General features: G+C 44.4%; 28 protein-coding genes and 1 tRNA gene. 22 read left to right on the forward strand and 7 right to left on the reverse strand.

Annotated features, from left to right (window positions below; genetic code table 11):
• Nucleotides 1-10 precede the first annotated feature (10 nt).
• Genes CPG39_RS07675 through CPG39_RS07685 form a run of 3 tightly spaced genes read left to right on the forward strand, consistent with a single transcriptional unit; the run spans nt 11 to nt 2,600 of the window.
• Nucleotides 11-952: a type II secretion system F family protein gene (locus CPG39_RS07675; RefSeq protein WP_096292762.1), complete on the forward strand. Its 942-nt coding sequence runs from the start codon at nt 11-13 to the stop codon at nt 950-952.
• Nucleotides 953-970: 18 nt separating this feature from the next.
• Nucleotides 971-1,504, forward strand: coding sequence for a tetratricopeptide repeat protein (locus tag CPG39_RS07680; RefSeq protein WP_096292763.1), 534 nt, complete (start codon nt 971-973; stop codon nt 1,502-1,504).
• Nucleotides 1,505-1,547: 43 nt separating this feature from the next.
• Nucleotides 1,548-2,600, forward strand: a complete 1,053-nt coding sequence (locus CPG39_RS07685) for a LytR C-terminal domain-containing protein (protein ID WP_172424094.1) — start codon at nt 1,548-1,550, stop codon at nt 2,598-2,600.
• Nucleotides 2,601-2,670: 70 nt separating this feature from the next.
• On the opposite strand, the gene CPG39_RS07690 is transcribed toward CPG39_RS07685, so the two are convergent.
• Nucleotides 2,671-4,107, reverse strand: a complete 1,437-nt coding sequence (locus tag CPG39_RS07690) for an ATPase (protein WP_096292765.1) — start codon at nt 4,105-4,107, stop codon at nt 2,671-2,673.
• Nucleotides 4,108-4,615: 508 nt separating this feature from the next.
• Here CPG39_RS07690 and CPG39_RS07695 point away from each other — a divergent pair.
• From CPG39_RS07695 to CPG39_RS07710, 4 genes are all read left to right on the forward strand, one after another.
• The gene (locus CPG39_RS07695; RefSeq protein ID WP_096292766.1) at nt 4,616-5,179 is read left to right on the forward strand and encodes a c-type cytochrome; all 564 of its coding nucleotides are present in this window, start codon (nt 4,616-4,618) and stop codon (nt 5,177-5,179) included.
• A 165-nt stretch (nt 5,180-5,344) separates the two neighbouring features.
• Nucleotides 5,345-5,659 carry a DUF3293 domain-containing protein gene (locus CPG39_RS07700; RefSeq protein WP_231990242.1) on the forward strand — a complete coding sequence of 105 codons (315 nt, stop codon included), beginning with the start codon at nt 5,345-5,347 and terminating at the stop codon, nt 5,657-5,659.
• Nucleotides 5,660-5,790: 131 nt separating this feature from the next.
• Nucleotides 5,791-6,651, forward strand: a complete 861-nt coding sequence (locus CPG39_RS07705; protein WP_096292768.1) for a Tim44 domain-containing protein — start codon at nt 5,791-5,793, stop codon at nt 6,649-6,651.
• 123 nt (nt 6,652-6,774) lie between these two features.
• Nucleotides 6,775-7,245, forward strand: coding sequence for a DUF2165 domain-containing protein (locus CPG39_RS07710; RefSeq protein ID WP_231990243.1), 471 nt, complete (start codon nt 6,775-6,777; stop codon nt 7,243-7,245).
• A gap of 98 nt (nt 7,246-7,343) precedes the next feature.
• On the opposite strand, the gene CPG39_RS07715 is transcribed toward CPG39_RS07710, so the two are convergent.
• The 4 genes from CPG39_RS07715 to CPG39_RS07735 form a co-directional block, all read right to left on the reverse strand.
• Nucleotides 7,344-7,751: a GlcG/HbpS family heme-binding protein gene (locus CPG39_RS07715; RefSeq protein ID WP_096292770.1), complete on the reverse strand. Its 408-nt coding sequence runs from the start codon at nt 7,749-7,751 to the stop codon at nt 7,344-7,346.
• A gap of 27 nt (nt 7,752-7,778) precedes the next feature.
• Nucleotides 7,779-8,681 (reverse strand): serine O-acetyltransferase EpsC, encoded by a 903-nt coding sequence (gene epsC, locus CPG39_RS07720; protein ID WP_172424095.1) that lies wholly within the window; start codon nt 8,679-8,681, stop codon nt 7,779-7,781.
• A 47-nt stretch (nt 8,682-8,728) separates the two neighbouring features.
• Nucleotides 8,729-9,706 carry a cysteine synthase A gene (cysK, locus tag CPG39_RS07725; RefSeq protein ID WP_096292772.1) on the reverse strand — a complete coding sequence of 326 codons (978 nt, stop codon included), beginning with the start codon at nt 9,704-9,706 and terminating at the stop codon, nt 8,729-8,731.
• A gap of 294 nt (nt 9,707-10,000) precedes the next feature.
• Nucleotides 10,001-10,076, reverse strand: a tRNA-Met gene (locus CPG39_RS07735).
• A 258-nt stretch (nt 10,077-10,334) separates the two neighbouring features.
• Between CPG39_RS07735 and CPG39_RS07740 the strand changes: the two genes are divergently transcribed.
• Together CPG39_RS07740 and CPG39_RS07745 are read left to right on the forward strand one after the other, a co-directional pair.
• Entirely contained in the window at nt 10,335-11,504 is a 1,170-nt protein-coding gene (locus tag CPG39_RS07740; protein ID WP_096292774.1) for a UbiH/UbiF family hydroxylase, read from the forward strand.
• Nucleotides 11,505-11,528: 24 nt separating this feature from the next.
• Nucleotides 11,529-12,251, forward strand: a complete 723-nt coding sequence (locus tag CPG39_RS07745; RefSeq protein WP_096292775.1) for a DsbC family protein — start codon at nt 11,529-11,531, stop codon at nt 12,249-12,251.
• Between the two features lie 45 nt (nt 12,252-12,296).
• Here the strand turns inward: CPG39_RS07745 and CPG39_RS07750 are convergent, their stop codons facing one another.
• Both CPG39_RS07750 and CPG39_RS07755 read right to left on the reverse strand, forming a co-directional pair.
• Nucleotides 12,297-13,499 carry a murein transglycosylase A gene (locus CPG39_RS07750; RefSeq protein ID WP_096292776.1) on the reverse strand — a complete coding sequence of 401 codons (1,203 nt, stop codon included), beginning with the start codon at nt 13,497-13,499 and terminating at the stop codon, nt 12,297-12,299.
• Between the two features lie 218 nt (nt 13,500-13,717).
• Complete coding sequence (locus tag CPG39_RS07755; protein WP_096292777.1) at nt 13,718-14,464, reverse strand: Nif3-like dinuclear metal center hexameric protein; 747 nt, start codon at nt 14,462-14,464, stop codon at nt 13,718-13,720.
• Between the two features lie 77 nt (nt 14,465-14,541).
• Here CPG39_RS07755 and CPG39_RS07760 point away from each other — a divergent pair, with 77 nt between their 5' ends.
• From CPG39_RS07760 to queC, 13 genes are all read left to right on the forward strand, one after another.
• On the forward strand, nt 14,542-15,681 hold the full coding sequence (locus CPG39_RS07760) for a Do family serine endopeptidase (RefSeq protein WP_096292778.1): 1,140 nt from the start codon (nt 14,542-14,544) through the stop codon (nt 15,679-15,681).
• Nucleotides 15,682-15,714: 33 nt separating this feature from the next.
• On the forward strand, nt 15,715-17,367 hold the full coding sequence (locus tag CPG39_RS07765; protein WP_096292779.1) for a hypothetical protein: 1,653 nt from the start codon (nt 15,715-15,717) through the stop codon (nt 17,365-17,367).
• 195 nt (nt 17,368-17,562) lie between these two features.
• Nucleotides 17,563-17,850, forward strand: coding sequence for a ComEA family DNA-binding protein (locus CPG39_RS07770; protein WP_096292780.1), 288 nt, complete (start codon nt 17,563-17,565; stop codon nt 17,848-17,850).
• Between the two features lie 127 nt (nt 17,851-17,977).
• Nucleotides 17,978-18,880, forward strand: a complete 903-nt coding sequence (cysM, locus tag CPG39_RS07775; RefSeq protein WP_096294283.1) for a cysteine synthase CysM — start codon at nt 17,978-17,980, stop codon at nt 18,878-18,880.
• A 22-nt stretch (nt 18,881-18,902) separates the two neighbouring features.
• Entirely contained in the window at nt 18,903-19,313 is a 411-nt protein-coding gene (gene ybgC, locus CPG39_RS07780) for a tol-pal system-associated acyl-CoA thioesterase (RefSeq protein ID WP_096292781.1), read from the forward strand.
• A complete protein-coding gene (gene tolQ, locus CPG39_RS07785) occupies nt 19,310-19,990 on the forward strand; it encodes a protein TolQ (RefSeq protein ID WP_062557952.1) in 681 nt (226 codons plus the stop codon). The genes ybgC and tolQ overlap by 4 nt, the downstream gene beginning before the upstream one ends.
• Before the next feature lie 19 nt (nt 19,991-20,009).
• A complete protein-coding gene (gene tolR / locus CPG39_RS07790) occupies nt 20,010-20,423 on the forward strand; it encodes a protein TolR (RefSeq protein ID WP_096292782.1) in 414 nt (137 codons plus the stop codon).
• A gap of 10 nt (nt 20,424-20,433) precedes the next feature.
• Nucleotides 20,434-21,378: a cell envelope integrity protein TolA gene (tolA, locus tag CPG39_RS07795; protein ID WP_096292783.1), complete on the forward strand. Its 945-nt coding sequence runs from the start codon at nt 20,434-20,436 to the stop codon at nt 21,376-21,378.
• Between the two features lie 55 nt (nt 21,379-21,433).
• On the forward strand, nt 21,434-22,732 hold the full coding sequence (gene tolB / locus CPG39_RS07800) for a Tol-Pal system beta propeller repeat protein TolB (protein ID WP_096292784.1): 1,299 nt from the start codon (nt 21,434-21,436) through the stop codon (nt 22,730-22,732).
• A 34-nt stretch (nt 22,733-22,766) separates the two neighbouring features.
• Nucleotides 22,767-23,291 (forward strand): peptidoglycan-associated lipoprotein Pal, encoded by a 525-nt coding sequence (gene pal, locus CPG39_RS07805; RefSeq protein WP_096292785.1) that lies wholly within the window; start codon nt 22,767-22,769, stop codon nt 23,289-23,291.
• Between the two features lie 2 nt (nt 23,292-23,293).
• On the forward strand, nt 23,294-24,193 hold the full coding sequence (gene ybgF / locus CPG39_RS07810; RefSeq protein ID WP_096292786.1) for a tol-pal system protein YbgF: 900 nt from the start codon (nt 23,294-23,296) through the stop codon (nt 24,191-24,193).
• Between the two features lie 93 nt (nt 24,194-24,286).
• Nucleotides 24,287-24,943: a 7-carboxy-7-deazaguanine synthase QueE gene (gene queE, locus CPG39_RS07815; RefSeq protein WP_172424146.1), complete on the forward strand. Its 657-nt coding sequence runs from the start codon at nt 24,287-24,289 to the stop codon at nt 24,941-24,943.
• Between the two features lie 133 nt (nt 24,944-25,076).
• Nucleotides 25,077-25,754: a 7-cyano-7-deazaguanine synthase QueC gene (gene queC / locus CPG39_RS07820; RefSeq protein WP_096292788.1), complete on the forward strand. Its 678-nt coding sequence runs from the start codon at nt 25,077-25,079 to the stop codon at nt 25,752-25,754.

Here is a 25,754-nt window from a genome sequence, read left to right on the forward strand (position 1 = left end):
TAAATAAATTATGACCACGATTCAAATAGCATATCTAACTATCATTTTTTTTGCTGTGGCAGGCGGTGTTTTTGGATTGATGCGATTATTGACACCTAATCCAACACAATCGCGATTGGATCAAATTGCCTCCGAACATACTGAATTATTCTTAAATGAGTCCAATCAATGGGAACAGGTTGCTAATAAGTTCACAAGTCCTTTTGCCGCACTTTCGCTACCAAAAGAAGATTGGGAAAACTCCCCTTTGCGCATTCGTTTTATGCACGCGGGCTACCGTTCACAGTCAACACCTTTCTTTTACTTTGGAGGAAAAACATTGCTGGCATTTATCCTGCCAGGTATTTTCTTTCTTTATGTGGGCATCAGTCGTTTGCAGATAAATACTGATATTTCTTTGCTGTTTTTTCTCGCACTAACTGCAGTAGGTTATTATCTACCGAATTTAATCTTGGCGCATGTCATTAAAATACGTCAGCGCGACTTGTTTGAAAATTTTCCTGATGCGATTGATCTCATGACGGTTTGTGTTGAAGCGGGATTAGGATTAGATGCAGCAATGAAAAAGGTCGGAGAAGAAATGTATGTCAAATGCAAACCATTGGCAGAAGAATTCCATTTGGTCAATCTGGAAATGCGTGCAGGCAGGAGTCGCGAACAGGCATTGCGCAATTTAGCACTGCGGACCGGTGTAGAAGAAATAGAAGGTCTAGTCGCTATGCTGATTCAGGCCGATCGTTTTGGTACTAGCATTGCATCATCTCTAAGAGTTCATTCTGATATGTTGCGCACCAAACGCCGTCTGCGTGCGGAAGAAGCAGCAGCTAAGATAGCTCTCAAGCTTCTTTTTCCACTCATTTTCTTCATTTTTCCAGCATTGTTCGTGGTCATCATTGGCCCAGGTGCGATCAATATTTATCGCGTTCTTATACCCACGATATCGGGCAATTGATTGAAGGAGTTACCAATTATGCGCAAACCTACACTACTCATGTTAATTATCTGCTCCCTATTGATATTGAGCGGATGCGCAAGTTCTCAACAAAAGAATAGCAGTGAAGTCAATGCGCTGTTCAAATCAAAAGATTCGCATTTGGTGCAAGCCAAGCAATTGTATCAATTGGGTCGCGAATACTATCAGAAAAATGAGTACGCTGAAGCAATCAATGCCTATGAAAAATCTATTGATCTAATGCCTGAGAATTACGATGCTTACAATAACTTGGGAGTAATCTATTCGATCCTGGGAGAAGATGAGCTTGGACTCCATTTCATCAGTGAAGCCATAAAACTGGCACCCTCACTATCCTATTTACACAATAATCTGGGCTATGCGTTATTAAAACAAGGACGTAACAGTGAAGCAGCCGGCGCATTTGAACGTGCGTTGCAACTCGATCCTGAAAATTCACATGCACGCAATAACCTGCGATCAGCATATAAACGAATGGGATGCACCCCAAATGAACCTTGTGGACAATGGCAAGAACCCAAACAACCCTAGCTCTAAATTTAAAACAATTACTGAATATCACAGGAAACATACTATGTTCAAAGTAAAACGACTCAGTTGGATATTAGGATGCGCACTCGCTTTAAATGGATGCACCTCAATTCAAAAAGATACATTATCGGCTGACATTGAGATCAAACCTGTAATGCGTGTGAACCATGCCAATGGCAGCCCTAAGATCATGTATTTGTTAGGGCGGTATTATCAAGGCAAGATAGATTACCAGCGAGCCATTGCCGCTTATGAAAAAGCACTCGCGGCAAAGCCTGACTATGTTGAAGTACATAATGGACTTGGGGTCATCTATTCCATACAAGGCCGACATGAACTATCACTGCAACACTTCCACACGGCGATTGAATACGCACCGATGGAAACCTATTTGTATAACAATCTCGGTTATGCCTATCTGATTCAAGGCAATACAGCTGAAGCCGTTAAATCGCTAGAGAAAGCAGTATTGGTAGACCCTGGCAATAAAAGGGCCCAACTTAATCTGGCAGTTGCGCAAGAAAGAATCAATCTGAATGATAAAGTTGCTACATTGCAATCAGACTCGATTGACTCGTTGCCTCTTGCCATACAAGAAGCTTCCAACGCTAACGTTAATGAAGTAGATGATAAGGTATCCAAATTTAATGGTAAGGCTGAGTCCCTAGCCACAGCTATGTCATATCACGCAGATGATCAGGTGTTCCACCATCATAATGACTCTAAATCACTGGATGGCACATACATCCAATTAGAAATTTCCAATGGTAATGGCATTACAGGCATGGCAAAACAGATATCATATTTTTTTCAACAACATGGTGTTGCAAAAGCAAGATTAACAAATCACCAAACATACAAACATACCCAAACTGAAATTTATTATCGCTCAGGAAATTATGATCAAGCTTATCAGATCAATCAAATGTTACCTATGCAAGTCAAGTTGATTGAAAGTAACGAATTACGAAGCGACATACAAATAAAAATTCTATTAGGGCAAGACTTCTCTCGTGAAGCTGCTTATTTTAATAAAAAAGAACTAATGCAAATCAGCCAAAATGCTACAAAATCCATAGTCAATCAGATCAATTAATAAATTGACCTTCAATCACTGCATGGAGGTTCGCATGCGCAGGCAAATCCCCATGCAGTGAGGATATCATTTACAACTCTATAAAATAGTTAGTTGCTGCCATATCGACGGTTGCAGTAGTAAATGTCGGCAACTGTTTTAAGTACCTTGATAAATCAACAACTTGATCGATAATATCGCGTGGATGACTACCCGTCAGCACTCGTCCGGTTTTTCGATAATACGTATCTATAAGATAATCTGCCACATCTTCCTTAAATTCGATACCTTGTATCACACAAACACGTCGCAAAATCTCCTTATATTCACCTTCAGTTGAATGAGGCATCTTTATTTTATGACGGATACGACGTAAAAAAGCTTCATCAACCAAATCCGAAGGATGTAGATTAGTACAAAAGATGTTAACTTGATCAAAAGGTATCTCAAATTTCATACCAGTATGCAATGATAGAAAATCTGTACCCCGCTCCAGGGGAACAATCCAACGATTGAGCATCTCACGTGGAGTCACTCTCTGGCGGCCAAAATCATCCAGAATGAACACGCCATTCGCGGCTTTCATTTGTACTGGCGCTTCATAAAACTTGCTATGAATATCCAAATGCAAATCGAGCATTTCGGTAGTAAATTCCGCACCGACCATTACAACGGGGCGACGGCATTTTTTCCAACGTGGATCGTGTTTCAGATTTACGTTTATATCCAGTTGCATTTCTTCTCTGGTTTTTTCTGTAATTTCAAAATGTATTGCAGGATCAAATACGCGAATTATTTGACCACCCACCTCGATCGCTTGCGGTATAAAAACATGGTCAGGTAATGCGCGCCCTAATGCTTCTGCAACGCTTGATTTTCCTGTTCCCGGCGGACCATATAGAAAAATTGCACGTCCTGAGCTGAAAGCAGGACCTAATTGGTTAAGTAATTTTTCACTAATAACCATATGACTTAGGGACTCTTGTATCCATCTACTATCTATCTGAATCTGCTGAACATGTTGCTGGGCAAGAATGCGCGTATAGTCTTTCAGAGGAACCGGAGCAGCACTGGCATAAAGGCTAATATTCAAAGCTGCCTCTGCTCTTTCGCGACCTCGCTGCGTTAATTCAAAAACTTGAGTTTCTCGCCCATAACCAGCTGCTGAACGAATAGCAATCAAATGATCTGCTTGAAGTAATTCAATGATTTCATTTATAACACTAAATGGAAGACATAATTTGTCATTGATTTGACACAGGGTAAAAGTGCCTGCTTCTTGATATGCAATTTTCAATAATAGATCACTAAGAAAAGCTTCGCTTAGTCCAGTATTATTTATTTTCAATGGTATTGGTGGAATAGGATGCAATATTTTCTTTACTTGCTCAGATGTAAGAAAACCTAATGAAACGAGACTATCTTCTAGTTTCCCACTACTCTGCTTTTGGTTGATTCTTGCTTGAACCAATTGCGCATCAGAAATAAGACCTTCTTTAATCAATAACCTGCCAATAGAATTCGCCATAACATACCTTCTTTCTTAAAATTAAAAGTAATTAACCGCATCTGCTCTAAAGAATTGAGTTCTTTATCTTGTTTTAAAATTTAAGTTCAAGTTAACGACTAATTATTATTTTTCTTCATACAAAGTAAGGACCCAGCTTTTGCAAACAACACTTAATCCACGTAGCTGCGCGTACCTCACTCTTGCGCCACCATATGCGAAATCGTTTCGCTGCTTCTACCAGAATCAATCCACTTTCTTTATAAAACTTGACCGGCTGTTCCCTAAATTTTCGACTACATTATGCGCGCGGTAATTCCATCTTTATTCTCCATTTCTCCTCTTCGTTTTATGAAACGTCGGACTCATTGAAAACTAGCATACATCACACGGGCAATTTATTGATTATCTACCTATCCGAAAACATAAATTGATTCGCATGATAATTAAAAGTACTATGAGATAACTGATAGCTAAAACTGCTCAGTATTACTGAAACCAGTGCCAGATCATTTAATGAGGTGAAACAATGAAAACAATCCTGAGTCTGTTATTGGCATTATTTGCCATAGGTATCATCGCTCTTGGATCGGGTGCTTACAATATGGCCGCGACAGAGAAACACTGGAAAATCACCGAAAGAATCATTGAATGGGTACGTGACAGCTCCATTAAAGCACGCGCCGAAGACTTGACAGTACCTTCACTGGAAGATACAGAGTTGCTCGCGCAAGGCGCGGAGCACTACAATGCCATGTGTACCATCTGCCATCTGGCACCCGGCATGAAACCGACTGAACTCTCGGCAGGCCTGTACCCCCAAGCGCCCATATTCCATCAACGCGAAACCACGACTGATGAAACAAAGAGAATGGAACTCGCCAAAGCGTATTTTTGGGTAATAAAGAATGGCCTAAAAATGACTGCTATGCCAGCATGGGGATTGAGTCATGATGATCAAGCAATCTGGGGAATGGTCGCTTTTATTTTCAAACTGGGTCATATGGCACCGGAACAATATGAAAATCTCATCAACTCAACCCAAAGTCACGCACATGGCGGCGAAGACAACGGCCATGGGCACAGCCATTGACTGGGCAAACCCTCCGCCAAGCAAAAAAGTTAAGCTTATCATTGCTCAATTGTGGCTCTATCGGTTATCGCAAGCAACCTCATCACAAGTTACCGCCGCACCCATTATCAGGTGGGTGCCAAATGCAATTCAATCTCCTTACACATTGATCAGTATTCGGAATCAATGGCAAAACTTTTAACAGCATCAAAACAATCATGCGCGGCAATTCTCAGCGCATACAACCCCCACAGTCAGCTTGCCAGTAATGAAGAAAACTTAGCAGCGCACGAACAACTCAGAAATTTATTGCAGCATCGTGCCTATCCCATTATTGAAAGCTTGAATATAGATCCAACCGACCAATGGCCCCCTGAAAAAAGTTTCTTTGTTCCTGGATTGGATCTTAGTACTAGCCGATCGATCGGACAACGGTTTAATCAAAATGCCATTGTATGGATTGATAATGAAGTGATTCCCCGCCTGATATTGTTACGCTAGAAAACACGGTTCAGCTCTTTCTGCAACAGAAAAAACCATTCAAAATTTGCCTCGCTAAAAAACTCACTGTAGCTTGCAGCATAAACCCGATGCTATACTCGAAGCTTTAAAATACAGGTTGGAAGATCATTATGAAAAAAACACTCACCTTTCTAACTTTGGCTATTTTCAGTTTTGGCTTACTTGCTTTTGATGCAGAAGCCAAACGCATGGGCGGCGGTAAAAATCTAGGCACTCAGCGCCAATCGGTCAATCAGCAGCAAGCTGCACCCAAGCCGCAGCAGGCACCGGCTGCAGCACCCGCCGCCGCGTCTGGTGGCAGTAAATGGGGCGGTGCATTAGCCGGCCTGGCTGCCGGTGGTTTACTGGCTGCACTTTTTATGGGGGGCGCGTTTGAAAACATCAATATGATGGATATCGTAACCATGCTGTTACTCATAGGTGCTGTATTTTTCATCATTCGCATGCTGCGTAAACCCAAGGTTGAACAATCGCCCTCCATGCAATACTCGGGTATGAATACAAATACGCGCGAAAACTTCAACACCCCTGCATTCACGCCCTCTGCTGGAACTACTGTCGCGGACAGTCAAACCGCTTATCGGCAACCCAATATCCCTGCAGATTTTAAAGTGGAGCCCTTTCTACGCCATGCAAAAGCTTCGTTTATGCGTCTCCAGGCCGCTCACGATCATGGCGATATTAATGAAATCCGTGACTACATGACACCGGAGATGCTGGCAGAAATTAGCGCACAAATTAATGAACGGGGTGATGTGCAACAAACAACCGAAATCATGTTCATTGATGCTAACTTACTGGAGGTTGAAACAGCCGGTGATCTGGCTATCGCAAGCGTCCGCTTTACCGGTCAACTAAAAGATTTACCTGATGGCGAATCGGAAGCATTTGATGAGATCTGGCATGTACAGAAAGATCTGAAAGATCCGGATGCAACCTGGTTATTGGCAGGTATTCAACAAGCCTCTTAGTTTTCCGCACCCTATCCCGGCCGACTGCCTACGGTTTGAATAGCACCAGCCGGGATTACAAATTCCTCAAGTTTAAACTGCGCCATTGCTTTAATTATCATGTATACGCGATTATCAAAAAGTATGATGGTACTGGCTTTCGCGTTGTATGCGTCGCTGGTTGCATTCAATAATCTCACCGATTACGACTCAAATTTCTTCATCACCGCGCATGTTCTTCTGATGGATACGACTTTTCCGGATAACCAGGGCCTCTGGCGGGCTATTAACTCTCCTTTTTTGCATCATGCAGCTTATAGCCTGATAATTGTTACTGAAATCCTGATTGCCGGGCTATGTTGGCTGGGTAGCTTGCGCTTATTCCAAAATATCCAGAATCCCTCAACTTTCAATCAAGCAAAAAGCTTGGCCATACTCGGACTTTCTCTCGGTTTCTGTCTATGGTTCGTCGGATTTATGACGATTGGAGGAGAATGGTTTTTAATGTGGCAATCGGAAGTTGCCAATGGCCAACAAGCTGCATTCCGTCTGGTGATAATTACTGCCGTTACTCTTATTTACCTCACCCAGAAAGACGAAGACAAACATAGTTAGAGATTCACGTAAGCGGCTCGTATCCTGTGTAGGCATTACAAATTTATATTTAACCTCGACACACACGCAAGATCTGTTGCAAATTCTCGGCAAGAAAATCAAGACAACAATGCATTGATTCCAGCCTGAGCGATTTGTGCATCCTGGAAAGATCTTACGCCACTGACTCCAATTGCACCCACAAATTGACTATTGACAACTACCGGCAGCCCGCCTTCAATCGGCAAGGCGCCTGGTAAATTCAGATAACGCAATTGCCCTTCCGCAATATTGTCTTCCCATATCTTGGTCGGGCGGCGAAAAGCTATCGCAGCACGCGCTTTTTCAATTGCCACACCTATGCTGCCATGTTGCGTATGATCCAAACGTTGCAAGTAAATCAAATGGCCACCATCATCGACAATTGCAATGACAACCGGCCATTTATTGCATATTGCTTCGGATTCTGCGGCTGCCACCATTTTTTTGGCGTCGTCCAACGTAAGGATTACTTTGTCAGCGGTCATTTGATATCTCTAAAGAGTACTCATTGATTAAATCCCGGCGCCCCCCTCAAATACCTCCTGACGCATTTGCGCCTGAGAGATATTACTACCCGGTGGCACGCTTCGCGTCAGCCATACATTGCCGCCGATCGTCGAACCTCGCCCTATGGTTATTCGTCCCAAAATTGTAGCTCCGGCATAAATCACCACGTCATCTTCCACAATAGGGTGGCGTAGATTGCCTTTCACCAGAGTTCCATTCTCATCTACCGGAAAACGTTTGGCACCCAACGTAACTGCCTGATACATACGAACATTCTGCCCAATAATAGCAGTCTCTCCAATTACCACACCGGTACCATGATCAATAAAGAAACTGCCGCCAATCTGTGCACCGGGATGAATTTCAATACCGGTGGCAGAGTGCGCAATTTCTGAAATCATGCGCGCAATCAGGGGTACCCCCAAACCGTGCAAAACATGCGCCAACCGATAATGCGTAATTGCCATGATGCCAGGATAACAAACCAGTACTTCATCCACATTGCGTGCCGCCGGATCACCTTCATACGCTGCTTTAATATCGGTTTCCAGCAAACTTCGAACCTCCGGCAAATGTTTTGCAAACGCCTGCGTAATCGCTACCGATTGTGCACGATCCTGATCGCCCAAAACCTCCAAACCGGAGTTATAGTGCAATTCATGCTGAATCTGCACCATCAACTCACGTAATGTCATATTCAGGGTATGTCCGACATAATGATCGATACCTTCATCAGCCAACTCAGATGAACCCAGGCGATTAGGGAACATAGCCGCACTCAGGCCCTCTGCAACACTCGCCAGAATCCTGCGTGACGGTAGCCTGGGCGGACGATCATGCCGGTTACGGCTTTCCAACGAAGCCAGGCGCAACGCACGCAGCTCCGCCACGATATTATCAACATTCAAATAGGTGCTCCGCAACAAAAGATCGCGCGTTCTCTTGCTAGTGTTCACTATGCTGTCAGGCCTTGTTCGTCAAACATACGTTCAAACAGAATACCGCTTAGATAACGCTCAGCGGAATCCGGCAAAATCACTACAATAGTTTTTCCCTTATTCTGGGCAAGTTTAGCATGACGCACTGCCGCCGCCACAGCCGCACCGCAGGAAATTCCGGCCAGAATACCTTCCTCGCGCGCCAAGCGCCGCGCATAAAGCAGCGCTTCTTCATTGGTCACCTGCTCGATTTCGTCCACCAGTGAAAGATCTAGATTATCAGGCACAAAACCAGCTCCAATACCTTGAATCTTATGGGGACCGGGTGCCAATGAAATTCCCGCACGCTTTTGCGACAATACGGGGCTCGCTGCAGGTTCAACTGCCACTGAAATGATAGCTTTGCCTTTGGTTTTTTTGATATAACGAGAAACACCGGTAATCGTGCCACCCGTGCCCACGCCTGCCACAAAAATATCGACAGCACCATCCGTATCGCTCCATATTTCCGGTCCGGTGGTTTTTTCATGAATTTCTGGATTGGCGGGATTCTTGAACTGTTGCAGCAACACATAGCGATCCGGGTCAGCGGCAATAATTTCTTCCGCCTTCGCCAAAGCGCCATTCATACCCCGTACACCCTCGGTTAATTCCAGCTTGGCACCCAATGCAATTAACAACTTACGTCGCTCAACACTCATAGTTTCCGGCATTGTCAAGGTCAACGGAATTCCTCGTGCAGCTGCCACGAATGCCAGTGCAATTCCGGTATTACCGCTCGTAGGCTCAACAATTTCCTTCCCCGGTCCTAATAATCCTCTATGTTCAGCATCGTCAATCATTGCTACGCCAATGCGGCACTTAACCGAATACGACGGATTACGCCCTTCAATTTTTCCCAACACTACGGCCGGCGCATTGTCTATCACCCGATTAAGTTGCACCAATGGTGTTTGCCCAATGGATAATGAATTGTCTTTAAACCAATTTGCCATGATTTCTCTTTTTGCACTAGATACCAATTTTAGGTCAGATTTATATTATTATCTCTTTATCAGATACCTAACCGAAATATTCGTTGCGCCACATTCATTTAAGGTCTCAAAGTACATAGCTAGAGGCAGACTGAACCATAATATTCATGCAATTTGGATATCGCAAGAAGCTGTACCGATGGAATTAGGACAGAAGAAGAAACTGCTTTGCAGATAGCAACGTACGAAAAGCTATCCTCTTCGTAACAGCTCTAAATAGATTAGTCATAAAACCAATCCCTTTACCCATAAAGATGGTGGCGAATCAGGGATTTGAACCCCGGACCAACGGATTATGATTCCGCTGCTCTAACCACTGAGCTAATTCGCCACGTGCTTAACACAAGGGCCGCATTTTGCCTTCCAGGGGGTGGCTTGTCAAGATCAAAAATGTGACATGACAAGGGTTTATGCGTTTTTCCAGGACATTGTATTACGCTTGCCGATTCTTCCCAGGTGTATCAGTAGCTTAGATTTATCCACTGAAAATGTACGATTGTTAGTTGATTCGAGTAGCAAGAAATTTGCTTCCAACGATGACTAACTTTGTGTTACCTGTTCATCCCAAAGCAGCTGTATAATTAATTTCATGAAATTCGATATCATAGTAATAGGTGGCGGACTGGTAGGTGCAAGCCTGGTAGCTGCGCTTAAAGGTAGCGGGCTAAAAATAGCGTTGATAGAACCGCATGAACCATCACCGGTACCCCAAGATAATAGCTGGGATAATCGGGTGTATGCAATTAGCCCGGGCAGTGCCGCTTTCCTGCAACAACTGGGCGCATGGCAGTGGATGAAAATTGAACGGATAGCGCCCGTTTATGAGATGGCGGTATTTGGCGACGACAATACTGCGCATATCAACTTCAGTGCGTACGAGATCGGTTTACCCGAATTAGCATTTATTGCTGAAAACCGCCAATTGCAAGCCGCCATCTGGCATATGATTGAATCTTCAAAGGAAAATGTACGAATATGCTGCCCGGCAAAATGTGCCGCAATCATTTGGCATGATACGCATGTCGATGTGCAGCTGACGGACGGCACCGAACTTAAAGCTTCATTAGTGATAGGTGCTGATGGGGTCAATTCCTGGGTACGTAAACAAGCTGAGATTGATGTATCGCAGCATGCCTACGATCAGGTTGGCATAGTCGCCAATTTTAGTACGGAACTATCGCATCGTCAGATTGCCCATCAATGGTTCAGGCGCGATGGCGTATTGGCATTACTTCCGCTACCGGGAAAACGTGTATCAATGGTCTGGTCAACCACGAAAGATCATGCGGATTTTTTGCGCAACTTGTCTGCGGAAAAACTTTGCCAACAAGTGGAAGAAGCTTCTGCACATACTGTGGGGGCAATGCAACTGATTTCACCACCAGCAGGTTTTCCATTGAATCATGTGCATGTGAAAAAATTGATTAAAGCTCGTCTGGCATTAATCGGTGATGCTGCACATGGCATTCATCCGCTGGCTGGCCAGGGTGTCAACTTGGGATTACGCGACGCGCGAGCACTTGCGGCAATACTGAACTCGCAAGGTAAGCTGACAGATTGCGGCGATTATTTATTATTGCGGCGTTACGAGCTGGCACGCAAGGAAGATATTCTGGTTCTGGAATGGGTAACGGATGGACTACAGAAATTATTCAACAACCCCAATCCGACGTTAGCCCGCATACGCAATTTAGGGCTTGAAATAACCAATCATCTGCCATCGATTAAAAATCGATTGATACAGCACGCTTTGAACTAAATTTCTTTTTAAACTGGAGTTGTCATGGCCACACACTTAAAGCTTTTCATTTTAATTTTATCATTAAGTCTTTTCCCCGGAATACTTTGGGCCGATGAAGAAACTGTTAAGAAAGCCGTCCAACCCCATTTCGAGAATCAAAAAATTGACAGTGTAAAGAAAACACCTTTTTCAGGTCTATATGAAGTCGTTGTAGGTGACGAACTGTTTTATACCGATGATAAAGCAAATTTTTTCTTTTTTGGCCATGTCATCAATACCCAAACTCGGGTTAGCATGACCAACGAGCGCATCCAGGAAATCAAAGCGGCACGACGCGTGCCATTCGACTCCCTGCCTCTGCAGCATGCTATCACAGCGGTTAAAGGCGATGGCAAACGCAAAGTTGCGGTGTATACAGACCCTAATTGCCCTTATTGCAAACAATTGGAAAAGGAATTGATCAACGTCACGAATGTTACCGTTTATAACCTGCTCTACCCGGTGTTGAATGGCTCGATGGAATTATCAAAAAAAATCTGGTGCTCTGATAATCAAATCAAGGCCTGGGAGGATTTTATGCTGAAAGGCACCGCACCAGCAGAAAAAGACTGCGAAACTCCCTTGGAAACTTTGGTAAAGTCAGGTCGTGAAAATAAAGTTTCAGGCACACCAACGCTAATTTTTACTGATGGCTCAGTTGTTGGGGGAATGATCCCCGCCGCAGCCATAGAGGAAAAGTTGGAAAACGCAAGCAAAAGCAAATAAAACCTAAAAACTTAAAAAGCTTGCTGATAAACCGCAGCAAGCTTTTTATTGTTGGGTAAGCGCAACCGGCTGATATTCCTTCGGCATCAATATCCACATTCTTCCTGCTTGCTTCATTTTTCCTGCCTGATTTCCGGCTGCATGACCAAATCCCCAAAAGAAATCCGCGCGTACCCCGCCTTTTATCGCACCACCCACATCCTGAGCAACCATAAGCCGATTCAAAGGCTTACTCGTATTGGGCCAGGTCGTTGCCAGAAAAACCGGCACACCCTGCGGAATTGACAATGGATCAATGGCGATACTTCTACCAGCAGTCAATGGCACACCCAAAGCTCCAATGGGGCCTGATAGATCGGACGGTAATTCACGAAAAAACACGTAGCGTGCATTTTGCTGCAACAACTCCGCCAGCTTACGAGGGTTTTGTCGCCCCCATTGCTTGATACCCTGCATGGATGCTTGTTCGAGGGGTAGCTCACCGCGTTGCACCAGAAGTTTACCAATAGAGTTATATGGAAATCCATTCTGATCGGCAAAACCTATTTTCATCATTTCACCATTATCAAGCACAATGCGTCCTGAACCCTGCACATGGAGAAAAAATAACTCAACTTCGTCTTCCACCCATAAGAGCTCATATCCATTCAATAATCCCGGATTATTCATAATCTCTGACCGGCTATAGTAAGGTACCACTTTGCGTCCGTTCAAACGTCCGCGCAAACGTAGATCTTTAAGCTCCGGGTAGGCTTCGCCCAATTCGATGGTTAACAATTCATCAGGCGCAGCATAAACCGGGAAACGATAACGTTCCGACAATGTCCGGCTTCCTTTTAGCAAGGGCTCATAGTAGCCGGTAATCAGCCCTTCCTCGGTATTATCGACATTAACAACTTGATACGGAATGAAATAAGTTTCAAAAAAATTTCTTATCATTGTATTGTTGGGATGTCGCAGTGATGCGGCGATTTTGCAATTTTCCTGCCAAACGGATTGCTTGCTTAAAACCCTGCAACTTTGCAGAAAAGCCTGCCATGCAGGCAGTAAATCATCGCTGTTCCAACCAGTTAATGAAGACCATTGATCACGTTTATGGATAGACTTCGCTAGTGGCTTATCGGGCAAAGGCGGTGTAATAGTTTCCTCAGATTGCGTCGGTGGTGGCGTGGGACTAATACTTCCAGTGGTACATGCTGCAAGCCACAAAAAAGAAATAATAACGATAAAACTTAATTGGTTTTTCATCTGATTTTGGTTAAAGTAACAGCTCGATTCAATTATGAAACAGCAATCTTAAATTATGTGGTTACTAATCGTCGAAGCGGCAGTGGCATTGGGTTTATTTCTATTCATTATCTGGTGGACTATGTTTTCAGGTAAAAAAAAGCAAGATGACAAAAACAAAGAGGAATAAAAACCAGTATTAGAATTATCCGATATTTCCTCAATGTCAACTTTACCCATTACACAGGATTTTCAATATCAATGAATTGATGTTGTATTCCAAATTCCTGTTCAAGGTAATTTCCCAGCGCTTGCACACCGTAGCGCTCCGTTGCATGATGCCCCGCGGCGATAAATGCGACACCTGATTCACGTGCGGTATGTACATTGTGTTCTGAAATTTCACCCGTCAAATAGGCATCGACTCCTTGCAGAATAGCCGCATCAAAATAATTTTGCGCGGAACCGGTACACCAGGCGATGCGCTGTATGGTTTTATTAAGGTCACCGATTATCATCGGCTTACGCAATAAAGTTTGCGCTATCCGATCACCCAGCGCAGCCAAGTTCATAGTTTCTTTCAGTTCTCCCTGCATCATGATATCTTGTCCGCCAAAACGACCGTTTTCAATAAACCCCAATTTTTGTCCCAATTGCGTATTATTGCCAAACTGCGGATGTGCATCCAACGGTAGATGATAGGCAAACATATTGATCTGATGATTTATTAACAAAGCGATACGACGATTTTTTATACCGGTGATGCGCATATCTTCACCACGCCAAAAAAAACCATGATGAACCAAAACCGCATCCGCTTTTGCTGCCAGCGCCGCCTGCAGCAGATCGAGTGAAGCAGTTACACCGCTGACAACAACATGAATATCGCTACGCCCTTCCACTTGCAACCCATTTGGGCAATAATCCTGAAAACGGGGTATATCCAGTAACTGATTCAGATGATTTTCCAGCTCATCTCGGTCCATCGATTTCCTCCTTGGTTTCTTATACTGCATCGCAATATACTCATATTAAAACTATTTATTCTGGAGTAACACATTTGATGTACAGACTTTGGTTAATTTTTGCACAAACTGTAACAGTATTGCTGGCTATTTTTTTTATCGTGTCAACATTGCGACCGGATTTACTCTCCTGGAAACCCCGAGGAGAAATTGTAACCGTAAGAGAAGCTGCGCCTGCGGTTACATCGGAAAGACCGGATAGCTATGCCAAAGCAGCCGAAATTGCCATGCCGTCTGTTGTCAATATTTTCACTAGTAAGGAAGTCAAGGAACCTGCTCATCCTTTGCTGAATGATCCAATGTTTCGCAGATTTTTTGGAGACCAGTCAGAATCCAGACCAAAGCGTACTTCAAGTCTGGGATCCGGGGTCATTGTCAGCTCTAATGGCTATATACTGACCAATCATCACGTCGTTGAAACCGCTGACGAAGTTGAAGTTGCGCTGGTTGATGGCAGAAAAACCAAAGCCCGTCTGATTGGCTCCGATCCTGAAACAGACCTGGCAGTACTCAAAATAAATTTGAAAGACTTGCCTGCCATAACGTTTGGCCAATCACAGCAGGTTAGAGTAGGCGATGTCGTGCTTGCTGTGGGCAATCCTTTTGCGGTTGGTCAAAGTGTTACTATGGGAATTGTTGGCGCACTGAGCAGGAGCCGGGTAGGAATTAATACCTTTGAAGATTTCATTCAAACCGATGCAGCGATCAATCCGGGCAACTCTGGTGGAGCATTGACCGATACCTCAGGCAATCTAATTGGAATCAACACTGCAATTTATTCCAGCAGCGGCGGCTCACTCGGCATCGGCTTTGCAATTCCAATTCATACTGCCAAACAAATTATGGAGCAGATCATTCAGTCTGGCGGTGTAATCCGTGGCTGGCTGGGAGTCAGCATGCAAGATATGACGGAAGAGTTGGCAGAGTCATTCAATCTGGATCATCCATCGGGGGCCTTGATAGCCAGTATTCTTAAAGACGGTCCGGCCGATAAAGCGGGAATAAAGCCAGGCGATATACTGATTGCAATCGAGGGCAAATCACTTAAAAATTCATCGGAAATGCTCAATTACGTAGCTGCATTGCCACCGGATAAAGTGGTAACTGTTACAGTCATTCGCAATAAACAAGAAAAATCTTTTCCGGTACAGGTAGGTGTAAGACCAAAACAAAAGTGATCATATTTTAAAAATTAGAATGATATCAAATTTATGAAAAACCTATTACCCGCAAACGGCTTTCTATCCGTAATCGCACAATGGCTTAGCGTCAATATCCTTGCCTTGGGTCGTGAAATGCGGCTGTCCTATTTACCTCCCTTGATGGTATACGTCGCTGCCGGCATATCGGGTCTGACAAGTATTGTTGGTACGTTTTATGTCAAAGAAAAACTTGGGCTTTCCGCCGAATTTCTAGCCATGCTGGGATTCTGGATGATGTTGCCATGGGCACTCAAAATGCCGATGGGGCATTTGGTTGATTTGATCTGGCGCTGGAAAGGCTTACTGGTATATTTGGGTGCCAGTTTGATCATGTTAAGTCTGTTAATCATGATTGGGTTGCTCGGCCACACTGAGGCTATGATTGCTATAGCTTCAGTTGAAACCTGGTATGTAGTCTCAGCGTTATTGGCTCCGATCGGTTATGTTCTACAGGATGTGGTAGCCGATGCCATGACCGTTGAAGCAGTGCCGCGCGTAGACGAAAATGGTAACAAGCTGGGTTTAGAGAAACGCAAACTGATGCATGTCACGATGCAAACTCTCGGACGTGTCGCCATTATCGGCGGCGGTGTGCTGGTATCCGTGGTCAATGTTTTTGTACTCCGCGATGCTGGATCATTACCGGAAGTGGAAAAAGAAGCGGTTTATTTATTGGTGTATGAGCTTGCTTTGATTATTCCGTTAATTTCAATCTTTGGTGTGGTGTTTGCATCCTGGTTACGTCGCCGCGAATATAAACGCTTTCTAGCGCTGGGACATAGTCGTCAGGAAGCTGATAGACTACTTAATATACATTCGGAATCGCCCGCAGTAAACTGGTGGATCCTCGGCGGTGGATTAGCTTTCACACTCATATCCTTGAGCGTTGGCCTGAGCCGCATGCCCGGCAGCGAGGAGATCATTTTCGTCATTTCCATGGCCATAGTCATATTCTTGATGTGGCGCTTGACCGGCGAGCTTGAACCCGATGCTCGTAATGTGTTAGTCGGCACGGCTGTGCTGATATTCATATTTCGCGCTATTCCGGGACCCGGTGCCGGTTCTACCTGGTGGATGATTGACGAATTGGGCTTTGACCAGCAGTTCCTCGCCGTTTTATCATTAGTCGGCGCTACATTAACGCTATTCGGCATGTTTATTTTCCGCCGTTTTATGGCCGAACGCTCGATTGCCTATATCATCGGCTTTCTGACGATCGTAGGAACATTTCTTTCATTACCGATTATTGGCATGTATTTTGGCCTGCATCAATGGACAGCAGCTATGACTGGCGGAGTGGTCGATGCACGTTTCATTGCATTGATTGATACCGCGCTGGAATCGCCGCTCGGTCAGATTGCCATGATTCCAATGCTAGCCTGGATTGCCAACTCCGCACCGGAAAAACTTAAAGCCACTTTTTTTGCCGTGATGGCATCATTCACCAATCTGGCGCTTTCGGCTTCGCAACTCGGAACCAAATATCTTAATCAGATTTATGAAGTAAAGCGTGAAGTAAAAGATGCCGTTTCCGGTCAAGTGACTATTCCGGCAGATTATAGCGAGCTGGGACATTTACTGATTACCGTCACAGTCATTGGTTTTGTTTTGCCGCTGCTTACCATTTTGGTTGTCAAACACTCGCGCTTTCGCAATGCTTGATTTTATTATTTAAACAACAATAATATATTGATTAGTATCAGCTAATTTACCCCTAAATTAATTTCCGCAAAATCCGATATCACTTTGACCTGTGTGCATAGCAATTTTATGTATTCAGGTATTTTTTAATCCATAAAAACTGAAGCACTACTTTTGTTGTATGCATCAGTATTTGTTTTGATAAAGGAGATATTTATGCAGAAATGGGTTTTACTGATAGCTCTGGTATTCTTGTTTACCGGCACTGCATTTGCAGCAGTCAATATCAATACGGCGTCGCAAGCTGAGCTTGAATCTTTACAAGGTATTGGTCCTGCTAAAGCAAAAGCGATCATTGAACATCGCGAAAAAAGCGGCACCTTTGCTTCCGTTGATGATTTAGCGAAAGTAAGTGGTATTGGTCAAGGAACTATCAAACAACTTCGCGATGTAATTACCGTCGAAGGTGAAAAAGCCACAGAAGCTCCGGCCAAACAGGAGTAGTTTTTGCAGTGGATTAATTAACCCTCTCTGAATTATCTTCAGAGAGGGTTTTTATTTGTGTGATTACTTTCTTTCAATGCTGATCGCTTATGCGATAATTAAACCTATCTATGATAAAGTTTGCATTATGCATAAAACGATCGAAAATTTTGTTGGTAATACACCTTTAGTAAAACTCAAGCATTTGCCCGGATTAACTTCAAACACGATTCTTGTTAAGCTCGAAGGTAATAATCCTGCCGGATCAGTGAAAGATCGCCCGGCCTTGTCGATGATTTCGCATGCGCAACAACGCCGGGAAATTAAGCCAGGCGATACGCTGATCGAAGCTACCAGTGGCAATACCGGAATTGCTTTGGCCATGGCTGCCGCCATGATGGGGTATCGGATGATACTGATCATGCCGGAGAATTTGAGTATTGAACGACGGCAATCCATGAGTGCCTACGGCGCAGAAATTATTCTGACGCCAAAATCCGGTGGCATGGAACAAGCACGGGATCTGGCTGAAAAAATGCGTGCCGAAGGTCAGGGTATCATTCTGGATCAATTTGCAAATCCGGATAACCCACGAGCGCATTATGAAGGTACTGCGCCAGAAATCTGGCGGGATACGCAAGGAAAAATCACCCATTTTGTCAGCAGCATGGGAACCACAGGTACGATTATGGGCTGTTCAAAATTCTTTAAGGAACAACAAACACCCATTAAGGTAATCGGCGTGCAACCGGAAGAGGGAGCGCAAATACCCGGTATCCGCAAATGGTCTCCTGCGTATTTACCAAAAATTTTCGATGCGAAACAGATTGATGAAATGATCTACGTTTCTCAGCATGAAGCCGAGGATATGACACGCCGGTTAGCGCGTGAAGAGGGGATTTTTGCAGGCATTTCATCGGGTGGTGCCTTAGCGGCAGCACTTAAAGTATCCCATCGGGTTGAAAACGCCATCATAACTTTTATCGCATGCGACCGGGGCGATCGCTATTTATCGACAGGTGTTTTTCCCGCTAATGTACGATCAGAATGAGGTTTAGCGTCACTCGCTTACTATGTTGACACGCCATTTCTCATTACCGCTCCGGGTCTATTATCAGGATACAGATGCAGGGGGAGTAGTCTATCATTCAACCTACTTGAATTTCATGGAACGAGCACGCTATGAATGGCTTAGAGAACTTGGATTTAATGCCAATGCATTGATTACAGACTCTAACGTCTTGTTCATGATACGCTCAATAGACATCGAATATTTAAAACCAGCGGTATTGGATGATTTGCTGAATATAACGGTGTCAGTTCTGGAAGTTGGCAGAAGTCGCATCACGCTATTTCAAGAAGTTTTATGCAGTCATATTAAATTAGTAAATGCCACAATTCATGTGGTATGTGTCGGTGCAGAAAAACTCAAACCCGTGAGTATTCCTGCATCTCTCCGTGAAAAAATTGGGAAGTCCGCATGAGCACAACAGTAACACAAGATATGTCATTTCTTTATCTGATCAGTAGCGCCAGTGTACTGGTACAACTGGTAATGCTGATTCTGGTATTGATTTCATTTTTTTCCTGGTGGTTTATTTTTCGTAAATTGTTTGTTATTCGCAATGAAAAAAGGAAAACTGATGATTTCGAGGATATTTTCTGGCGCGGGGTAGACTTGAATGCACTGCATCAGCGAATAACGAGTGCACGCTATGATTCCGGGAGTCTGGAACGAATCTTTGCCGCAGGTTTTGGTGAATTTAACAAGCACCCTGCCGGATCTGATCTTGACGCGGTAATGGAAAGCACTCGCAGAGCGATGCGCGCTACTTATCAGCGGGAAATGGATTATCTGGAATCACATTTGTCATTCCTGGCTACCGTTGGTTCAGTCAGTCCATACATCGGCTTGTTAGGCACTGTGTGGGGTATTATGAATTCTTTCCGCAGCCTCTCCAGCGTTACCCAAGCAACCATTGCACATGTCGCTCCAGGAATTGCAGAAGCCTTAATTGCGACCGCAATGGGATTATTTGCGGCCATTCCAGCGGTGGTTGCTTATAACCGCTATGCCAGCAGCACCGATCAACTGGCCACCCGTTTTGAGAGTTTCATGGAAGAATTATCCAATGTATTGCAACGGCGAGCAGCCGGATAAACTGATATAAGAGGGTTCTATGGCGCGGCGCGCAAAACATCGGCTAATGAATGAGATCAATGTGGTGCCCTACATTGATGTAATGCTGGTATTACTGATTATTTTTATGGTCACAGCACCCATGATCAATCATGGACAGATTGAATTACCTCAGATCGGCAAATCGTTGGCAACACCGGCCGTACCTTTGGAAGTAATTATACAAGCGGATGGGCGCCTTTCCTTGCGCGATCGTGCCGTATCATCAGCAGAACAAAGTGTTGATCAAAATCAATTGATTGAAGCTATCAAACAGAAACAGGCGCAAAATGCAGACCAGCCCGTAGTGATTGCCGCTGATAAAAATGTCCGTTATGAAGAAGTCATCAAAGTAATGGATGTATTGCAGCAGAATCAGGTGCAGAAAGTGGGTTTACTGGCGCAACAAAAATGATCTATTCGTAATGAGTGTAAGTGCCTTACGCAATTCATCCTATTCTGAACCAAGAATACTATTGGCTGGTGCACTGGCTGCGCTGGTGCATCTCGTATTTATCGCACTCTTGATTTTTGGTTTGAATTGGAAAGATCAGCCACCTGAAGGCATGATGGTTGAAATCTGGACGGAGTTGCCCACGCCCATTCAGGAACCAGTTAAAACTCAATCGCCACCCCAACAAATCAAACCAGTACCCGAACCCGTTAAACCAAAACCAGAGTCAGAGCCGCCAAAACCTGAACCCGTAAAACCCGAATCTGCAAAAACAGCGCCACAGCAAGCAGCGGTAATACCGCCTGTCAAAAAACCTGATATCACGATACAGCAGAAACCAGAGCCCATTAAAGAAATCAAACCGGATCTGGAACAGCAAAAAAAACAAGAACAAGAAAAATTAAAAGAGCTGGAGAAACAAAAAGAGCTTGAAAGAAAGAAAGAATTAGAAAAACAAAAGGAGTTGGAAAAGCAAAAAGAATTAGCCAAGCAGAAGGAATTGGAGAAACAAAAAGAACTACAAAAACAAAAAGAGTTGGCCGCGCAACGACAGCGAGAACAAGCAGCAAAAGCGCAGCGGGAAGCTGAAGCACAACGCGCTGCGCAGCAAGCAGCGGCAAGGAATCAGATAACCAATGAAATTTCGAAATATAAGGCTTTGATCCTGGCCAAGATCAGGAGCAGAATCGTAATGCCGCCTGATTTACCGGGCAATCCTATCGCTGAATTCAGCGTTACACTGCTTCCCGGGGGTGACATTCTCGATGTCAGGCTGAGCAAGAGCAGCGGATATGCTGTTTTTGACAATGCCGTGGAACGTGCAATTTATTTGTCAAAACCATTACCCTTACCTCCGGACCCTGCGCTGTTTAATGAATTTCGCAATCTGAATATTACAGTGCATTATCGTGAATGATTGCTATAATCAGAAAAAAATTAACGTTTCTTGAAAATTTAATGCCTTAACGTTTATGTCAATTTACTGTTCTAAATTAACGCATGGCTTACTGTTTTGGCTTCTATGGCTAGTCAGCTCATCACTCCATGCACAACTGAATATCGAAATTTTTGGTGGGGGGGCATCCCGTATTCCGATTACCATCGTCCCTTTTGCCGAGGAAAGTAGGCTTCAGCAAAATATCACCCCGGTTATCAACGCCGATTTGCAACGTACTGGATTGTTCAGATTGATAGATCCCGCCGGATCGTCGCCACATTCGCCAGCGGAAGTGGCCTACGCCGATTGGGCCAATCGTGGTGTCAATGCGTTGGTTATTGGTCGCGTTACGCATTTATCCGGCGATCAGGTGGAAATTCAGTTTCGTGTAATGGATATTGCCAAGAAATCGCAATTAACCGGTTTGGCTATTACCGTTTCAACCACACAAATACGCGCTGCAGCACATCGTATTGCGGATGTTATCTACGAAGCACTAACCGGTGATGTGGGGGTATTTAGCACTCGTATCGCTTATGTATTAAAACGGGGTAATAAATACGCACTCCAGGTTGCCGATGCCGATGGTTATAATGCGCAGTCCATTATCGAGTATACGGAACCCATAATATCTCCCGCCTGGTCTCCGGATGGAAACCAGTTGGCTTATGTATCTTTTGAGAACAAAAAACCGGTTGTATACGTTCAGACACTATCAACCCGGGAACGCAGAGCGGTTGCCAACTTTAAAGGCAGCAACAGCGCACCGGCCTGGTCTCCGGATGGAAAAAAGCTGGCGGTTGTGCTGACTGGGCAGGGCGGATCACAAATTTTTCTGGTCAATACCGATGGTAGCGGTTTACAAAGATTGAGCAGAAGCTCCGGTATCGATACAGAACCTAGCTTCTCTCCTGATGGACGATACCTCCTATTTACTTCCGATCGTGGCGGTAGCCCCCAAATTTACCGCATGCCGGTAACTGCTGCAGAATCAAGCAATGCCGAACGGCTCACCTTTGAAGGTAGCTATAATGTCAGTCCCGATTATAGTCACGACAACAAAAGCTTTACTTTTATTCACCGCAACAATAATCAGTTTAATGTAGCGGTTCAAGAAATCGGTTCACGCCAAATAGAAATTTTAACCAACTCCAAATTTGACGAATCACCCAGCTTCGCACCCAATGGCAAAATGATCTTGTATGCAACTGAAATAAACGGGCATGGTATATTATCCGCTGTTTCCAGAGATGGACAGACACGACAGCAACTGTCAGTACAAGCGGGTGATATTCGGGAACCGGCCTGGGGTCCTTTACCAAAATGGAAGTAATGTCTTAGTCTTTTTAATTTTAAAGGAGCAACAAATGAGAAAGTTATTATGCATTGCATTGATCGTTCTGTTATCCGCGTGTGCCAGTCAAACAACACAGCCTGATGTTGATGATCTATCATCTGGTACAGGCAACGGAAATGACTTAAGCGGAAGTGATTTGATGGGATCCGATTCAGGAAGACCCAGTTATTTCAGCCAATTGAATGACCCCAACAGCATTCTGTCACAACGTAGCGTTTTTTATGACTTTGATAGTTACACAGTCAAAAGTGAATATAGGGAATTGGTGCTGTCTCACGCCAGATTCCTGCGTGACAATCCCGCCGCCAACGTAATCCTGCAAGGAAATACGGATGATCGGGGTAGTCGTGAATACAATCTCGCTTTAGGTCAACGCCGCGCAGATAGCGTTAAGAACATGATGATTTTGTCAGGCGCACAAGACTTACAGATTGAGTCAGTTAGCTTAGGGGAAGAAAAACCACGCGCGTTGGGACACGGTGAGTCAACCTGGAGTCAGAACCGCCGTACCGATATTCTTTATCGGGGCGAATAACCATGCTGATACGCGCTTTCTTTCTATTGTTGTTGCTGAGTTGCAATGTCAGTTATGCGTCATTATTCGGTGATAGTGAAGCACGTGAACAAATTGATGTATTACGCAAACAAGTTAAGGAAATGGAAGCGCGTATTGCCAAGATGGATCAAGCGCTGAATAGCGAAGCATTGTTGCAACTGTATACTCAGGTTGAAACGCTCGGGCTGGAACTGGGCAAATTGAACGGGCAAATAGAAATGCTCAGCAACGATAATGCATTGTTACAAAAACGGCAACGGGATTTTTATATCGATCTTGATAATCGACTACGTCAGATCGAGCAACCGGGCAGCCCGACACCTTTACCTCATTCCACCCCTCAGAGCACTCCTCGCGGCATGACAGCACCGTCACCCGACGAGCATGCAGCTGCACCACCGATTAATAATGATATAACACCTGAGTCCTCATCAGTTGAGAGTGCCAACTCATCCAACGCAATGGATTCCGGGTCTTTGTCAGCGAATGAATTGGCGCCCCCCGGTCCGGCAGAAAATGCGGCTTATAAGGAAGCGTATGATTCGTTTAAAAATGGTGAATATGCCAATACTATCGCGCAATTTGAAAACTTCCTGGAAAACTACCCGCAATCCACCCTGGCACCCGGTGCTGCTTACTGGATTGGCAATGCGCGTTACGCATTGCGTGATTATCAATTAGCCATCGATGCGCAAAAAAGGCTGATCAGCAAATACCCTGACAGCAATAAAGTACCCGATGCCCTACTCAATATTGCTACCAGTCAGTTCGAAATGGGTGATCGCAATGCGGGCAGAAAAACCCTGGAGAATTTGCTGCTAAGTCATCCGCACAGTGAAGCCGCAGGAAAAGCCAAGCAACGCCTGGCAAACATCAAGTAACTCGGGAACTTAAATATCTATTCCCCACATGCTGTTTGCTGCATTCGCTACAAAGTAGTAGAGTCCGTCTTTTCCTTCAGGTAATTAGTAATGATGCAAGCGTTAGAAACAACAACCTTGCGTGTCAATGAAATTTTCTTCTCGTTACAAGGTGAAACAAGTCGTGTTGGACTACCGACTGTTTTCGTACGCCTGACGGGCTGTCCCTTGCGTTGCGGATATTGTGACACTGCTTACGCATTCACTGGTGGCGAAAATATTTCGATTGCAGAAATCTTAAATCGAATCGCAGATTACAAGACAAACTACATCACCGTTACCGGTGGAGAACCCCTCGCTCAGAAAGCTTGCTTAGTTCTGCTCACCGCACTTTGCAATGCAAAATATTCGGTGTCACTCGAAACCAGCGGTGCATTGGACTTATCGCAAGTCGATCTCCGGGTCTGCAAAGTAATGGACATTAAAACTCCAGGTTCAGGGGAAGTCACGAAGAATAACTGGGAGAATCTTATCCATCTGACACCGAAAGATGAAATCAAGTTTGTATTATGTGATGAAGCCGATTATCAATGGGCGAGTGAAATTATTCGCTGTAAGCAGCTTTTCCGGTTATGCCCAATCCTGTTTTCACCGGTTTATGATGTCCTGAATCCTGCGACATTGGCATCCTGGATATTGCGCGATGAATTACCGGTGAGAATGCAGCTTCAAATGCACAAATTGCTTTGGGGCGAGGGACCGGGAAGATGAAATTTATTAAGAAGCTTCTGCGTAAAATAAGTAGCTCTTATTCGTCATTTCAACACAGTGAGCAATCTCACGATCAATAATAAAGGTTTCTTCTGATAACTCGAATGACAAATATTCAAAAAAAGCTAAGCGTATGAAAAAAGCGATTGTATTGCTCTCCGGTGGATTGGATTCCGCAACCACATTAGCTATTGCACGCGGCCAAGGTTTTAGGTGCTATGCATTGAGCATTGATTATGGCCAACGACACTTCGCAGAGTTAAATGCCGCACAAAAGATAGCACAATCATTGGACTCCCATAAGCACCAGATAATCAAGCTTGATTTGACCGCATTTGGTGGATCTGCGTTAACGGATCAATCCATTAAAGTACCGACATCAGGAGAAAATCCCGGCATTCCGGTTACTTATGTTCCCGCCAGAAACACCATCATGCTGTCACTGGCATTGGCCTGGGCAGAGACATTGGATTGCCAGGACATTTTTACTGGCGTCAACGCGGTTGATTATTCCGGCTATCCGGATTGTCGCACAGAGTACATTCAGGCTTTTGGAATAATGGCCAATCTGGCAACTAAAGCAAGTGTTGAAGGTAAGCAGTTAACCATTCATACGCCGCTCATGCTTTTATCCAAACAACAGATTATTCAAACTGGACTTGCTTTAGGTGTTGATTACAGCTTAACCGTTTCTTGCTATCAGGCAGATGAAGCAGGACAGGCTTGTGGTGTTTGTGATTCCTGCCGTATCCGCAAAGCGGGATTCAAAGCAGCGAATATACCCGATCCGACCGCTTATAAAGCTAACTAA

Source organism: Nitrosomonas ureae, from assembly GCF_900206265.1.
GTDB classification, from domain to species: domain Bacteria; phylum Pseudomonadota; class Gammaproteobacteria; order Burkholderiales; family Nitrosomonadaceae; genus Nitrosomonas; species Nitrosomonas ureae_C.

What these genes read in the sequence shown, in the direction of transcription:
- CPG39_RS07675 (WP_096292762.1), top strand. Translation starts at nt 11, where the DNA reads ATGACCACGATTCAAATAGCATATCTAACTATCATTTTTTTTGCTGTG.
- CPG39_RS07680 (WP_096292763.1), top strand. Translation starts at nt 971, where the DNA reads ATGCGCAAACCTACACTACTCATGTTAATTATCTGCTCCCTATTGATA.
- CPG39_RS07685 (WP_172424094.1), top strand. Translation starts at nt 1,548, where the DNA reads ATGTTCAAAGTAAAACGACTCAGTTGGATATTAGGATGCGCACTCGCT.
- CPG39_RS07690 (WP_096292765.1), bottom strand. Translation starts at nt 4,107, where the DNA reads ATGGCGAATTCTATTGGCAGGTTATTGATTAAAGAAGGTCTTATTTCT.
- CPG39_RS07695 (WP_096292766.1), top strand. Translation starts at nt 4,616, where the DNA reads ATGAAAACAATCCTGAGTCTGTTATTGGCATTATTTGCCATAGGTATC.
- CPG39_RS07700 (WP_231990242.1), top strand. Translation starts at nt 5,345, where the DNA reads ATGGCAAAACTTTTAACAGCATCAAAACAATCATGCGCGGCAATTCTC.
- CPG39_RS07705 (WP_096292768.1), top strand. Translation starts at nt 5,791, where the DNA reads ATGAAAAAAACACTCACCTTTCTAACTTTGGCTATTTTCAGTTTTGGC.
- CPG39_RS07710 (WP_231990243.1), top strand. Translation starts at nt 6,775, where the DNA reads ATGATGGTACTGGCTTTCGCGTTGTATGCGTCGCTGGTTGCATTCAAT.
- CPG39_RS07715 (WP_096292770.1), bottom strand. Translation starts at nt 7,751, where the DNA reads ATGACCGCTGACAAAGTAATCCTTACGTTGGACGACGCCAAAAAAATG.
- cysK (WP_096292772.1), bottom strand. Translation starts at nt 9,706, where the DNA reads ATGGCAAATTGGTTTAAAGACAATTCATTATCCATTGGGCAAACACCA.
- CPG39_RS07740 (WP_096292774.1), top strand. Translation starts at nt 10,335, where the DNA reads ATGAAATTCGATATCATAGTAATAGGTGGCGGACTGGTAGGTGCAAGC.
- CPG39_RS07745 (WP_096292775.1), top strand. Translation starts at nt 11,529, where the DNA reads ATGGCCACACACTTAAAGCTTTTCATTTTAATTTTATCATTAAGTCTT.
- CPG39_RS07750 (WP_096292776.1), bottom strand. Translation starts at nt 13,499, where the DNA reads ATGAAAAACCAATTAAGTTTTATCGTTATTATTTCTTTTTTGTGGCTT.
- CPG39_RS07755 (WP_096292777.1), bottom strand. Translation starts at nt 14,464, where the DNA reads ATGGACCGAGATGAGCTGGAAAATCATCTGAATCAGTTACTGGATATA.
- CPG39_RS07760 (WP_096292778.1), top strand. Translation starts at nt 14,542, where the DNA reads ATGTACAGACTTTGGTTAATTTTTGCACAAACTGTAACAGTATTGCTG.
- CPG39_RS07765 (WP_096292779.1), top strand. Translation starts at nt 15,715, where the DNA reads ATGAAAAACCTATTACCCGCAAACGGCTTTCTATCCGTAATCGCACAA.
- CPG39_RS07770 (WP_096292780.1), top strand. Translation starts at nt 17,563, where the DNA reads ATGCAGAAATGGGTTTTACTGATAGCTCTGGTATTCTTGTTTACCGGC.
- cysM (WP_096294283.1), top strand. Translation starts at nt 17,978, where the DNA reads ATGCATAAAACGATCGAAAATTTTGTTGGTAATACACCTTTAGTAAAA.
- ybgC (WP_096292781.1), top strand. Translation starts at nt 18,903, where the DNA reads ATGTTGACACGCCATTTCTCATTACCGCTCCGGGTCTATTATCAGGAT.
- tolQ (WP_062557952.1), top strand. Translation starts at nt 19,310, where the DNA reads ATGAGCACAACAGTAACACAAGATATGTCATTTCTTTATCTGATCAGT.
- tolR (WP_096292782.1), top strand. Translation starts at nt 20,010, where the DNA reads ATGGCGCGGCGCGCAAAACATCGGCTAATGAATGAGATCAATGTGGTG.
- tolA (WP_096292783.1), top strand. Translation starts at nt 20,434, where the DNA reads ATGAGTGTAAGTGCCTTACGCAATTCATCCTATTCTGAACCAAGAATA.
- tolB (WP_096292784.1), top strand. Translation starts at nt 21,434, where the DNA reads ATGTCAATTTACTGTTCTAAATTAACGCATGGCTTACTGTTTTGGCTT.
- pal (WP_096292785.1), top strand. Translation starts at nt 22,767, where the DNA reads ATGAGAAAGTTATTATGCATTGCATTGATCGTTCTGTTATCCGCGTGT.
- ybgF (WP_096292786.1), top strand. Translation starts at nt 23,294, where the DNA reads ATGCTGATACGCGCTTTCTTTCTATTGTTGTTGCTGAGTTGCAATGTC.
- queE (WP_172424146.1), top strand. Translation starts at nt 24,287, where the DNA reads ATGCAAGCGTTAGAAACAACAACCTTGCGTGTCAATGAAATTTTCTTC.
- queC (WP_096292788.1), top strand. Translation starts at nt 25,077, where the DNA reads ATGAAAAAAGCGATTGTATTGCTCTCCGGTGGATTGGATTCCGCAACC.